The sequence below is a fragment of the Pseudomonas sp. EL_65y_Pfl2_R96 genome (genome assembly GCF_963970905.1).
In the GTDB taxonomy this organism is placed as follows: Bacteria; Pseudomonadota; Gammaproteobacteria; order Pseudomonadales; family Pseudomonadaceae; genus Aquipseudomonas.
In genome coordinates this window covers 87,536-100,978 of record NZ_CAXAQH010000013.1, presented here as the reverse complement: position 1 = coordinate 100,978, position 13,443 = coordinate 87,536, and the positions used below count along the sequence as shown (strand labels likewise).

The 13,443-nt window shown below is 56.7% G+C and carries 10 protein-coding genes; 4 read left to right on the top strand and 6 right to left on the bottom strand.

The features are described from left to right. Window positions 1-17 precede the first annotated feature (17 nt). Window positions 18-716, top strand: coding sequence for a 7-cyano-7-deazaguanine synthase QueC (gene queC, locus AACY49_RS15480; RefSeq protein WP_339524860.1), 699 nt, complete (start codon window positions 18-20; stop codon window positions 714-716). 35 nt (window positions 717-751) lie between these two features. On the opposite strand, the gene AACY49_RS15475 is transcribed toward queC, so the two are convergent. Together AACY49_RS15475 and AACY49_RS15470 are read right to left on the bottom strand one after the other, a co-directional pair. Then, entirely contained in the window at window positions 752-1,624 is an 873-nt protein-coding gene (locus AACY49_RS15475) for a queuosine precursor transporter (RefSeq protein WP_339524858.1), read from the bottom strand. Then, on the bottom strand, window positions 1,617-2,213 hold the full coding sequence (locus AACY49_RS15470; protein ID WP_339524856.1) for a helix-turn-helix transcriptional regulator: 597 nt from the start codon (window positions 2,211-2,213) through the stop codon (window positions 1,617-1,619). The genes AACY49_RS15475 and AACY49_RS15470 overlap by 8 nt, the downstream gene beginning before the upstream one ends. A gap of 416 nt (window positions 2,214-2,629) precedes the next feature. Between AACY49_RS15470 and AACY49_RS15465 the strand changes: the two genes are divergently transcribed. Further along, window positions 2,630-3,013: a DUF6124 family protein gene (locus tag AACY49_RS15465; RefSeq protein WP_258697923.1), complete on the top strand. Its 384-nt coding sequence runs from the start codon at window positions 2,630-2,632 to the stop codon at window positions 3,011-3,013. A gap of 37 nt (window positions 3,014-3,050) precedes the next feature. Further along, a complete protein-coding gene (locus AACY49_RS15460; RefSeq protein ID WP_258697924.1) occupies window positions 3,051-3,305 on the top strand; it encodes a hypothetical protein in 255 nt (84 codons plus the stop codon). A gap of 45 nt (window positions 3,306-3,350) precedes the next feature. Here the strand turns inward: AACY49_RS15460 and AACY49_RS15455 are convergent, their stop codons facing one another. Further along, entirely contained in the window at window positions 3,351-4,253 is a 903-nt protein-coding gene (locus tag AACY49_RS15455) for a LysR family transcriptional regulator (RefSeq protein ID WP_008009190.1), read from the bottom strand. Between the two features lie 151 nt (window positions 4,254-4,404). On the opposite strand from AACY49_RS15455, the gene AACY49_RS15450 reads away from it, so the two are divergent. Next, a complete protein-coding gene (locus tag AACY49_RS15450; RefSeq protein ID WP_445262644.1) occupies window positions 4,405-5,646 on the top strand; it encodes an MFS transporter in 1,242 nt (413 codons plus the stop codon). A gap of 174 nt (window positions 5,647-5,820) precedes the next feature. Here the strand turns inward: AACY49_RS15450 and hemE are convergent, their stop codons facing one another. From hemE to gltB, 3 genes are all read right to left on the bottom strand, one after another. Then, the gene (gene hemE / locus AACY49_RS15445) at window positions 5,821-6,888 is read right to left on the bottom strand and encodes a uroporphyrinogen decarboxylase (RefSeq protein ID WP_258697926.1); all 1,068 of its coding nucleotides are present in this window, start codon (window positions 6,886-6,888) and stop codon (window positions 5,821-5,823) included. A gap of 235 nt (window positions 6,889-7,123) precedes the next feature. After that, window positions 7,124-8,542, bottom strand: a complete 1,419-nt coding sequence (locus AACY49_RS15440; protein ID WP_105340576.1) for an FAD-dependent oxidoreductase — start codon at window positions 8,540-8,542, stop codon at window positions 7,124-7,126. A 33-nt stretch (window positions 8,543-8,575) separates the two neighbouring features. After that, window positions 8,576-13,021, bottom strand: a complete 4,446-nt coding sequence (gltB, locus tag AACY49_RS15435; RefSeq protein WP_339524847.1) for a glutamate synthase large subunit — start codon at window positions 13,019-13,021, stop codon at window positions 8,576-8,578. Window positions 13,022-13,443: the final 422 nt, after the last annotated feature.

Below are 13,443 nucleotides of genomic sequence, written 5' to 3'. Positions count from 1 at the left end.
CCCAAGGATGAGAAAGTATGAATAACAAGGCAGTCATCGTTTTTAGTGGTGGACAAGACTCAACAACTTGCTTGATCCACGCATTGCAAACCTATGATGAAATACACTGCATTACGTTTGATTATGGTCAGCGCCATCGTGCAGAGATTGAAGTGGCGCAACAGCTTTCGGCAAAACTTGGTGTGACAGTGCACAAGGTGCTCGACGTTTCATTATTAAACGAGTTAGCTATCAGCAGCCTGACTCGCGACAACATTCCAGTCCCTACCACCGCCAGTTCAGGGGAGAGCCTGCCAAACACTTTCGTACCTGGCCGGAATATTCTGTTTTTAACGCTAGCTTCTATTTATGCCTATCAAGTTGGCGCCACAACTGTAATCACAGGTGTTTGTGAAACCGACTTTTCAGGCTATCCGGATTGCAGGAATGAATTCATCAAGGCTATAAATAACGCCGTTGAATTGGGGATGGACTATAAATTACGAATTGAAACCCCACTCATGTGGCTAAACAAGTCTGAAATTTGGGCTTTGGCCGATCACCATGGAAAGTTTGAATTAATTCGGCACCACACACTGACTTGCTACAACGGAATAAAAGGCAGTGGATGTGGTGACTGTGACGCGTGCAATCTTCGAGCAGAAGGCTTTAATGAGTATCTCAAAAACAAATCAACGGTGATGAAAAGCCTGAAAGAAAAACTGCACATTAAATAGCATTTAGCAGTGCAGGGGGAGCTCCCCCCTGCCTTTTACGCAGCCTGTGTTCCAGCTACATACCTCTTAAATAAGGACCTTGCTCCATACGCAGGCAAAACGTTAAAAACAGCGAAACACATCTTTATGGCGACCTGGACATAAACAATATTAAGTATCTCCGCATTTGTCATCGTTCCGTAAAACGCAATAAAACAAAAAATAAAACTGTCTATTATCACCGCAAAAAACGTACTTAAAAACACACGCAAAAATAACAATCTTGCATTCGTAAGCTCCTTTATTTTGCTCAGCAAAAAAGAATTTGCATATTCAGAAAAAATAAAAGATACAGAGGACGCTACCAACACCGAGGACACGTGCGTCACGACTTCGCTGTAAGGCGCATCAAGCTTCCAACCTGACAAGCCAGGAAGATAGCTGGTCGCACTCAGCAAAATAGTAATGAGCGAATTACTTGCGAATGCAAATAGAATGGCTTTTCTTGCCAATCTAAGGCCATAAAACTCATTTAACATATCGACTATTAAAAATGTAAGTGGGTACAGAAAAACTCCGGGAGTTACGACAACACCAATCGATTCGATATACACAAGCTTTGTCGCAGCAATATTAGTAAAAATATATAGCGCAAAAAGCAGTAGATTGAGAGCGACATAAACCATCCACAACTTTTCATGCCGATCATTTACCTCATACGCCGTCAATGCAGCCCCGCCAGAATAAAACTTCCTGTACACCGACTTTATCTCCGACCTGCTTAAATCATCCACCATTTCACTTTTTAATAACTCATCGAGCTTAACTTTTATGACCTTTCCCGTTGAGACAACCATGACAACGGCAAGCCTCTTACTATTCTCGAACCCTAACAGCTTATACCTTCTGTTTTCCGAAACACTATCCATTGAACCTCTCCTCCATTACCTCCCCAATTACAAGAACAACATCAGAGCAACAGCAAGGCTCACTGGTTATGAACAACCGTTTCGTCGCCTTGTCGTACACCAATTTTTCTTTATTGCTACTCGACAAGCCCTTCTTGACTATTAACAAATCCCCCGACTCATTCACACCGCTAATTTCATTTTCCAGAAGCACACCGATTAAATTGCAGGCCGTACCGAAGTAGTAAGTCAGCGGATGGGTTACGACCAACTCGCCAATCCTCTTGCCAAGACTCTGCTCAAGCAAGCTCTCTTTAATGATAGGGACGGCTGCTGGATTCATATTACCTTGCAAAGATACACTACTTTCTATGATGTCCCTTTCTTCAAAATCAACAGTCTCTATCTCCTTATAAGAGACACCAAAGAAATCAGAAATTTTTCTAATCGTAGATTGTTGAACGTTCACCACCCGCCCTTCCAAGATATTATATATCGTGGTCCGAGTCAGCCCACTCGCATTGCACAAGGACAGTTGCGTCTCTCCGCGACTCTTTATCAAGTATTTAATATTATTCTTCAAGTTTTCTGTTTTTTCTTTCTTATACATTAAATATCAACCATTTATAGCTTGAACCAACTGCACGCCCTTACTGAAAACTACAGAGGTGCCGCTGTGAGATATCAGCATCCTATACCTCTAGGAGTTGTACAAAAATTAATGTCGCAAACATGGCAAACAATCGTTAAATGATATTTCACTCCCGACTCTTGGAATGTCGTTCTATTGCTATTAACCACTCAACTTAGCGAAACTTCCCACGGCCATTTCCCACAGCAATTTCCTACAGAATTTACCTGACAAGAAATGAATCATTTAATTATGCAGATGTTCATTTATTTGATTAATTAAATAGAATTTTCTGGTAATAAATCTACCGTTCCACTCTCCTTTGCACGCCGCCAATCAATCTTGGCTTACTGCATGGGGTTAGTGGTTTCTTAAATTTTTAAGGGAATTCCAATATGAAAAAGATCCCCCCTACCCCCTCGGATTCGCAAAATCCATCATCCGACAACACCGTCGATTTACCCAAGCTCTCCGAAATCACCGAACGCCGCGTCAGCGCCCGCCTGCGCAATCCAGACCGTCCCGACCCTGTCAGCCACGTCTTCACCATTGTCCCGGATGCCGACACGGAATCCCTGCTCTGTCACGCCTGCGAAACCCTTGCCTCGCTGAATGTCATGAGCACCGATCTGGCCGGCGAACTGGAAGGCTCGCGCCGCAATGTGGCGTTGGCCATCCAGCAACTGGCCGTGCTGGGGGAGTTATTGGTCAATCGGGTGCTAGACAAACTGGACCTGGCCGATGGGTCATCCGCAGTTCCGTCAAACAGCCAATGCTGAGTAGTACCGTTCTGTTACCAAATGGAGGTTTTTTGTCATGGATCGATATATGCCTATCACCGGCATCGACTGCACCATCGCATCGTTGGTGATCGACACCGAAGCACCGCTGGACGTGTTGCACGAAACAGCGGCCTATCGCATTCGCACCGCGACCCAACTGCTGGAAAATTTCGCGTCTAGCGAGGGCGTTCACAGTGAGCTGGCGCGGGTGTTGGTGACGTCATTGCGCGACGGTTGCGATTTGATGGATGTCATTGGTCGACGATTGCAGGTGCGGGTCTCGGTGTAGTGCTTAGGAAAGAAAAACGGGTGACCTCAGTGAGGTCACCCGTTGTTACGGCTTCAAAGGCTCAACCTTACGCGTCAACAACTCCACAAACGCCTTGGCCATCGGCGACTTCTGATCCTTGCGCTGCACCAGCCACACCGCCGACACCGCTTCCGGATCGAGCAAAGGCCGATACACCACACCGTCGATACGCATCCGCTGATAAGACGCCGGTAACACCGACACCCCAAGCCCCGCCGCCACCAGCCCGATGATGGTCATTGCCTCGCCAGCCTCCTGGGCGAAGTGCGGGCTGAAGCCGGCATCTCGGGCCAGGCTGAGCAATTGTGCATACAGACCGCTGCCATAGCTGCGTGGGAAAAATACGAACGGTTCGAGGGCAAGGGCTGACAGGAACAGGCCCTCTTCGCTGCCGTTCACCAGTGGATGCTTGGAGCTGAGTACCGCCACCAGTGGCTCGCGCATCAGTTCCACCACGCTGAGGGAGTCCGGCAAGCCCAGCGGTCGCATGATGCCAACTTCGATCGACTCGTCCACCAGCGCATCGGCCACTTGGGTGCTGCTCATTTCCCTTAGGTTCAGGTGCACCGCCGGGAAGCGCTGGCGAAACGAAAAAATCGCCTGGGGAATGGTCGAGTTGAAGGGCGCCGACGAGGTGAAGCCGATCTTCAGTTCACCCAATTCACCGAGTTGTGCCCGTCGTGCCACATCCGCCGCTTTGTCGACCTGAGCCAACACCAGCCGCGCCTCTTCCAGAAACAGCCGACCGGCCTCACTGAGTTCGACCCGACGATTGGTCCGTTCGAACAATCGCGCGCCCACCTCCTGCTCCAGCGCCTGAATCTGCTGGCTCAACGGAGGTTGCGAGATGCCCAGCACCTGGGCGGCGCGGCCGAAATGCAGTTCTTCGGCGACGGCGATGAAGTAGCGCAGGTGGCGCAATTCCATGAAAACTCCATTAGGTCGTAAAACCTATCAAACAGGTCGAACAATATATTGGATTGAATCATTAGCCAGCTATATGATTTTTTCATTGCCTGACCGGCTGCGCCCTCCGAGGTTTGAAGTGAAAACTGCTGTCGCCCCACTCGCCCATGAAATTCCGCCCGCCGCGCGGGACGATGTCGTCACCGAGCTAAACGAGATCTACATTGAAAAAGGCACGCCGATGTTCATGCGCACGGTGCTGGCGCTGTTCTCCGGCGGCTTCGCGACCTTTGCCCTGCTCTACTGCGTGCAACCGATGATGCCGCTGTTGTCCCGCGAGTTTTCCATCAACGCGGCCCAGAGCAGCCTGATTCTGTCGGTCGCCACCGGCATGCTCGCCATCGGCTTGCTGATCACCGGTCCCATCTCCGATCGCATCGGGCGTAAACCGGTGATGGTCGCCGCGCTGTTCGCCGCAGCCCTCTGCACCATGGCCAGCGCGATGATCCCGAGCTGGCAAGGCGTGCTGGTGATGCGGGCGCTGGTGGGGCTGTCGTTGAGCGGTCTGGCGGCGGTGGCGATGACTTACCTGAGCGAAGAGATCCACCCGCAGCACATCGGCCTGGCCATGGGTTTGTACATCGGTGGCAACGCCATCGGCGGCATGTGTGGACGGTTGATCGTCGGGGTACTGATCGACTTCGTCAGCTGGCACACGGCGATGCTGGTCATCGGTGGCCTGGCGCTGATTGCCGCAGCGGTGTTCTGGAAAATCCTCCCCGAGTCACGCAACTTCCGTGCTCGCTCGCTGCATCCACGCAGCTTGCTGGACGGCTTCACCATGCACTTTCGCGATGCCGGCCTGCCGTTGCTGTTTGTTGAAGCGTTCGTGCTGATGGGCGCGTTCGTCACCCTGTTCAACTACATCGGCTATCGCTTGCTGGCCGAGCCGTATCACATGGATCAGGCCTTCGTCGGGATGCTCTCGGTGGTGTACCTGTCGGGCATCTACAGCTCGGCGAAAATCGGCGCCCTGGCCGACCAGCTCGGCCGGCGCAAAGTGCTCTGGGCAACCATTGTGGTCATGCTCGCGGGCGTCGCCCTGACCCTGCTCACGCCGTTGCCACTGGTGATCCTCGGCATGCTGATCTTCGCCTTTGGCTTCTTCGGCGCCCACTCCGTGGCCAGCAGCTGGATCGGCCGCCGGGCGATCAAAGCCAAGGGCCAGGCGTCGTCGCTGTACCTGTTCAGTTATTACGCCGGGTCGAGTATCGCGGGTACGGCGGGCGGAGTGGCCTGGCACCTGGGTGGCTGGAACGGGATCGGGTTGTTTATTGGCGGGTTGTTGGTGATCGCGCTGTTGGTGGCGTTGAAACTGGCGAAGTTGCCGCCGTTGGGCGATGTAAAGGCCTGATGCAAAACCCTGTGGGAGCGAGCCTGCTCGCGAAAGCGGTCTGTCAGCAAACATCTCAGTTGGATGTGCCGACCTATTCGCGAGCAGGCTCGCTCCCACATTGACCGTGTACGATCTGGTACCTCATACAAAAACGCCCGGCAGATGCCGGGCGTTTTCATTATCGGGCAGCGATCACTCGTGATACTGCGCCGACAGTTCATGCACCGCGCGCAGGAACGCCCCAGCATGTTCCGGGTCGACTTCCGGCGTGATGCCATGGCCAAGATTGAACACGTGGCCGCTGCCCTTGCCGTAGCTGGCGAGAATGCGGCCGACTTCGGTGCGGATGGCTTCTGGCTTGGCGTAGAGCACGGTTGGGTCCATGTTGCCTTGCAGGGCGACTTTGCTGCCGACGCGTTGGCGGGCTTCGCCAATGTCGCAGGTCCAGTCCAGGCCCAGCGCATCCGCGCCTGCGTCGGCAATGCTTTCCAGCCACAGGCCACCGTTTTTGGTGAACAGGATGACCGGCACTTTGCGGCCTTCGTGTTCACGGATCAGGCCGCTGACGATTTTGCGCATGTAGGCCAGGGAGAATTCCTGATAGGCCGCCGCCGAGAGGTTACCGCCCCAGGTGTCGAAGATCTGCACCGCCTGCGCACCGGCCATGATCTGGCCGTTGAGGTAAGAGGTGACCGACTGTGCGAGCTTGTCCAGCAGCAGGTGCATGGCTTGCGGGTTGTCGTAGAGCATGGCCTTGGTCTTGCGGAAGTCTTTCGACGAGCCGCCTTCGACCATGTAGGTGGCCAGGGTCCACGGGCTGCCGGAGAAGCCGATCAGCGGCACGCGGCCGTTCAGTTCGCGGCGAATGGTGCTGACCGCGTCCATGACGTAGCCGAGGTCTTTCTGTGGATCAGGAATCGGCAGGGCTTCGATGTCGGCCAGGGTGCTGACGACTTTCTTGAAGCGCGGACCTTCTCCGGTTTCGAAGTACAGGCCCTGGCCCATGGCGTCGGGGATGGTCAGGATGTCGGAGAAGAGGATCGCCGCATCCAGTTGTGGATAGCGGTCGAGCGGCTGCATCGTGACTTCGCAAGCGAACGCCGGGTTCATGCACAGGCTCATGAAGTCACCGGCCTTGGCACGGCTGGCGCGGTATTCAGGCAGGTAGCGACCGGCCTGGCGCATCATCCACACGGGGGTGACGTCTACGGGTTGCTTGAGCAGGGCGCGAAGGAAACGGTCGTTCTTCAGGGCAGTCATGTCGGCATCCGGAAAAAAAGTGCGGGCATTTTCTCAGAGCGCGACGCAAAAGGCACGGCAAGAGCCGATCCTTTTGTCTATCGGGTCAATTTGTCGCGGTTTCACTCGCCAGATCGTTCCCACGCTCTGCGTGGGAATGCATCCTGTGACGCTCTGCGTCACGACTTTAAGAGCGGACGCAGAGCGTCCATGGGGGCATTCCCACGCGGAGCGTGGGAACGATCAGTGCGGGGGTTTAGACGCCCAGGTAATCCAGGATCCCTTCAGCGGCATTGCGGCCTTCGAAGATCGCCGTTACCACCAGGTCGGAACCGCGCACCATGTCGCCACCGGCGAAGATTTTCGGGTTGCTGGTCTGGTGCTTGTATTGACCTTGTTCCGGCGCCACGACGCGGCCCTGGCTGTCGGTCTGGATGCTGAACTGTTCGAACCACGACGCCGGGCTTGGACGGAAGCCGAAAGCAATGACCACGGCATCGGCCGGGATGATCTCTTCGGAACCCGGGATCGGCTCGGGGCTGCGACGACCACGGGCGTCCGGTTCGCCGAGACGGGTCTCGACCACCTTCACACCTTCGACGCGGTCTTCACCCACGATGGCGATCGGCTGGCGGTTGTAGAGGAATTTCACGCCTTCTTCCTTGGCGTTCTTCACCTCTTTGCGCGAGCCCGGCATGTTCGCTTCGTCACGACGATAGGCACAGGTCACCGACTTGGCGCCCTGGCGAATCGAGGTACGGTTGCAGTCCATCGCCGTGTCGCCACCGCCGAGCACCACGACCTTCTTGCCTTTCATGTCGACGAAATCTTCCGGCGACTTTTCAAAGCCCAGGTTGCGGTTGACGTTGGCGATCAGGAAGTCGAGCGCGTCATACACGCCCGGCAGATCTTCACCGGCAAAGCCGCCCTTCATGTAGGTGTAGGTACCCATGCCCATGAACACGGCATCGTATTCTTCGAGCAATTGCTCGATGGTCACGTCCTTGCCCACTTCGGTGTTCAGGCGGAACTCGATGCCCATGCCGGTGAAGACTTCGCGGCGATTGCTCAGCACGGTCTTTTCCAGCTTGAACTCGGGGATGCCAAAAGTCAGCAGACCGCCGATTTCCGGGTTCTTGTCGAACACCACCGGGGTCACACCGCCGCGCACCAGCACGTCGGCACAGCCCAGGCCCGCAGGGCCCGCACCGATTACCGCAACACGCTTGCCGGTCGGCTTGACCTTGGACATGTCCGGGCGCCAGCCCATGGCGAACGCGGTGTCGGTGATGTACTTCTCGACCGAACCGATGGTTACCGCACCAAAACCGTCATTGAGGGTGCAGGCACCCTCGCACAGACGATCCTGAGGGCAAACCCGGCCGCAGACTTCCGGCAAGGTGTTGGTCTGGTGCGACAACTCGGCGGCCTGGAGGATGTTGCCCTCGGCCACCAGTTTCAGCCAGTTCGGAATGAAGTTGTGCACCGGGCACTTCCATTCGCAATACGGGTTACCGCAACCCAGGCAGCGGTGGGCCTGGTCGGCCGACTGCTGGGGTTTGAACGGTTCGTAGATTTCCACGAACTCTTTCTTGCGTTGACGCAACAGTTTCTTCTTCGGATCTTTGCGCCCGACGTCGATGAACTGGAAGTCGTTATTCAGACGTTCAGCCATTGTTAAAACCTCATCAAACTCTTCAGGCGCATATCACTGCGGGTTGGCACGGGTGCTGGAAAGCAACGTTTTCAAGCTGGCAGCCTTTGGCTTGACCAACCAGAAACGGCGCAGGTAGTCATCGAGGTTTTCCGCGAGTTCACGACCCCACTCGCTGTCGGTTTCCTCGACGTACTCGTTCAGCACGCGTTGCAGGTGGCTACGGTAGGCTTCCATCGCTTCGCCGCTGATCCGCTGGATTTCCACCAGTTCGTGGTTGACCCGGTCAACGAAGGTGTTGTCCTGGTCGAGCACGTAGGCGAAACCGCCGGTCATGCCTGAGCCGAAGTTGTAACCGGTCTTGCCCAAGACGCAGACGAAACCACCGGTCATGTACTCGCAGCAGTGATCGCCAGTGCCTTCCACCACGGTGTGAGCACCGGAGTTACGCACCGCGAAACGCTCGCCTGCGGTGCCGGCGGCGAACAGCTTGCCGCCGGTGGCGCCATACAGGCAGGTGTTGCCGATAATGGCACTGTCCTGAGTCTTGTAGATGCTGCCTTTTGGCGGAACGATGACCAGCTTGCCGCCAGTCATGCCTTTGCCGACGTAGTCGTTGGCGTCGCCTTCCAGGTACATGTTCAGGCCACCGGCGTTCCACACACCGAAGCTCTGACCCGCCGTCCCTTTGAAGCGGAAGGTGATCGGCGCATTGGCCATGCCCTGGTTGCCGTGCTTGCGAGCGATTTCACCGGAGATCCGCGCGCCGATGGAACGGTCGCAGTTGCAGATATCCAGGGCGAAATCGGCGCCGCTCAGGTCGTTGATGGCCGAAGTGGCCAGGTCGACCATTTTCTCGGCCAGCAGGCCTTTGTCGAACGGCGGGTTGCGGTCGACCTGGCAGAATTGAGGCTTATCTGCCGGGATATGATCGCTGCCGAGCAACGGGGTCAGGTCCAGGTGGTTTTGCTTGGCGGTCTGGCCTTCAAGCACTTCCAGCAGATCGGTACGGCCGATCAGTTCTTCGAGGGAGCGCACGCCCAGCTTGGCCAGCCACTCACGGGTTTCTTCGGCGACGTAGGTGAAGAAGTTCACCACCATGTCGACAGTACCGATGTAGTGATCCTTGCGCAGCTTCTCGTTCTGAGTCGCGACGCCGGTGGCGCAGTTGTTCAGGTGGCAGATGCGCAGGTACTTGCAGCCCAGGGCGATCATTGGCGCGGTGCCGAAGCCGAAGCTTTCAGCACCGAGGATCGCTGCCTTGATCACGTCGAGGCCGGTTTTCAGGCCGCCATCGGTCTGTACCCGGACCTTGCCGCGCAGGTCGTTGCCACGCAGGGTCTGATGGGTTTCGGCCAGGCCTAGCTCCCACGGTGCGCCCGCGTATTTGATCGAGGTCAGTGGCGATGCACCGGTGCCGCCGTCGTAGCCGGAGATGGTGATCAAGTCCGCGTAGGCCTTGGCCACACCGGCAGCGATGGTGCCGACGCCCGCTTCTGCCACCAGCTTCACCGAAACCAGTGCCTTCGGGTTGACTTGTTTCAGGTCGAAAATCAGCTGCGACAAGTCTTCGATCGAATAGATGTCGTGGTGCGGCGGAGGCGAGATCAGGGTCACGCCCGGTACTGCGTAACGCAGCTTGGCGATCAGACCGTTGACCTTGCCGCCTGGCAACTGACCACCTTCGCCTGGCTTGGCACCCTGGGCGACCTTGATCTGCAACACTTCAGCGTTGACCAGGTATTCCGGGGTCACACCGAAGCGGCCAGTGGCGACCTGCTTGATTTTCGAGCTCTTGATGGTGCCGTAGCGCGCCGGGTCTTCGCCGCCTTCGCCGGAGTTGGAACGCGCACCGAGGCGGTTCATTGCTTCGGCCAGGGCTTCGTGGGCTTCCGGCGACAGAGCGCCGAGGGAGATGCCCGCGGAGTCGAAGCGCTTGAGCACCGATTCCAGCGGTTCGATCTCGCTGATGTCCAGCGGCGTGTCCAGGGTCTTGACCTTGAACAGGTCGCGGATCATCGACACCGGGCGGTTATCCACCAGTGACGTGTATTCCTTGAATTTGGCGTAGTCGCCCTGCTGCACAGCGGCTTGCAGGGTGTTGACCACATCCGGGTTGTAGGCGTGATATTCGCCACCGTGGACGAACTTCAACAGACCGCCCTGCTGGATCGGCTTGCGCGGGCTCCAGGCTTCGGCCGCCAAGGCTTTCTGCTCAGCTTCGATGTCGACGAAGCGCGCACCCTTGATGCGGCTTGGCACGCCACGGAAGCTCAGTTCGCAGACTTCTTCGGACAGGCCGATGGCTTCGAACAACTGCGCACCGCGATACGACGTGATGGTCGAAATGCCCATCTTCGACAGGATCTTGAGCAGGCCCTTGGTGATCCCTTTGCGGTAGTTCTTGAACACCTCATAGAGGTCGCCCAGCACTTCACCGGTGCGGATCAGGTCGCCCAGCACTTCGTAGGCCAGGAACGGATAAACTGCCGAAGCACCGAAGCCGATCAGCACCGCAAAGTGATGCGGATCGCGAGCAGTGGCGGTTTCTACCAGGATGTTGGAGTCGCAACGCAGGCCTTTTTCGGTCAGGCGATGGTGTACCGCGCCGGTGGCGAGCGAAGCGTGAATCGGTAGCTTGCCCGGGGCGATATGACGGTCACTCAGCACGATCTGGGTGCGACCGGCGCGCACGGCTTCTTCAGCCTGATCGGCGACATTACGCACCGCCGCTTCGAGGCCGACGCTCTCGTCGTAGTTGAGGTCGATGATCTGACGCTCGAAGCCCGGGCGATCGAGGTTCATCAGCGAACGCCACTTGGCCGGGGAAACGACCGGCGAGCTGAGGATCACGCGCGAGGCGTGTTCCGGCGACTCCTGGAAGATGTTGCGCTCGGCGCCGAGGCAGACTTCCAGCGACATGACGATGGCTTCGCGCAGCGGGTCGATCGGCGGGTTGGTCACCTGCGCGAACTGCTGGCGGAAATAGTCGTACGGCGTGCGTACACGCTGGGACAGCACAGCCATCGGCGTATCGTCGCCCATCGAGCCGACGGCTTCGTAGCCTTGCTCGCCGAGCGGACGCAGCACCTGGTCGCGCTCTTCGAACGTGACCTGATACATCTTCATGTACTGCTTGAGCTGATCGACGTCGTAGAACGCCGAACCGTGGTCGTTGTCTTCCATGGTCGCCTGGATGCGCAGGGCATTCTTGCGCAGCCATTGCTTGTATGGATGACGTGACTTCAAGCGGTTGTCGATGGCATCGGTGTCGAGGATCTGACCGGTTTCGGTGTCCACGGCAAAGATCTGGCCCGGGCCAACGCGACCCTTGGCGATCACGTCTTCGGGCTGGTAGTTCCAGACACCGATTTCCGAGGCCAGGGTAATGAAACCGTTCTTGGTGGTGACCCAACGCGCCGGACGCAGACCGTTACGGTCGAGCAGGCACACCGCGTAACGACCGTCGGTCATGACCACGCCGGCCGGGCCGTCCCACGGCTCCATGTGCATCGAGTTGTATTCGTAGAACGCACGCAGATCCGGGTCCATGGTTTCGACGTTCTGCCACGCAGGCGGAATGATCATCCGCACGCCACGGAACAGGTCGATGCCACCGGTAACCATCAGCTCGAGCATGTTGTCCATGCTGGAGGAGTCGGAACCGACGCGGTTCACCAGCGGGCCGAGTTCTTCCAGATCCATCAGATCGTTGGTGAACTTGGTGCGACGAGCCTGGGCCCAGTTGCGGTTGCCGGTGATGGTGTTGATCTCGCCGTTGTGGGCGAGGAAGCGGAACGGCTGCGCCAGCGGCCATTTCGGCAGCGTGTTGGTCGAAAAGCGCTGGTGGAACACGCAGATCGAGGTTTGCAGGCGCTGGTCGCTCAGGTCTGGATAGAAGGCGGTCAAATCCGCCGGCATCATCAGGCCTTTGTAAATAATGGTCTTGTGGGAAAAGCTGCAGATGTAGTGATCGACGTCGGCGGCGTTGGCCACGGACGAACGACGACGGGCGCTGAACAGCTTGATCGCCATGTCCTGATCGCTCAGGCCTTCACCACCGATGAACACTTGTTCGATCTGCGGCAGGCGCTCGAGGGCCAGGCGACCGAGGACGCTGGTGTCGATCGGCACTTTGCGCCAGCCGACCAGGGTCAGGCCTTCGGCCAGGATCTCGCGGTTCATGTTCTCGCGAGCAGCTTCGGCTTTTACCGGATCCTGGTTGAAGAAGACCATGCCCACGGCATATTGCTTGGGCAGTTCGACGCCAAAGGTTTCCTGGGCGATGGCCCGCAGGAACACATCCGGCTTTTGAATCAGCAGACCGCAACCGTCACCGGTCTTGCCGTCGGCGTTGATCCCACCGCGGTGGGTCATGCAGGTCAGGGCCTCAATGGCCGTTTGCAAAAGGGTATGACTGGGCTCGCCCTGCATATGGGCTATCAGGCCGAAACCGCAGTTATCCTTGAATTCATCTGGTTGGTACAGACCTGCTTTCATAGACACTTTCTCACCAGGCTGCCTCTTATCGAGGCAAATTTCTTTTCAATTCAACCAGTTACCATCCACGCCGAACGTACGCCAGCTTTGCGGGGCAAAAGGGAGGTCATTGTACACACCGACACTGAGGCTCACAAATTTGACGACGAAATGTCGCAAATCTATGTCGCATTTGTGAAAGGTTTAAAGCGATATGCTGTGCTAGTCAAAACTTTTTTAATTTTGACCGCAGCGACTCAAAGACTACTGTGACGCAGACACCACAAGGCACGCGCCCCAGGGTCTGCTGGTGCTTGCTGACGAACCGCGTTGTGATGCCAACATGTGCGAGGCAAGGCGCGGGATGCTGCCAATGGCTCTTCCCTTGGCAAATCCCGCAACGCAGCCTCGCGCATGTTGGCGCGCAACGCGGTCGTCAGCAA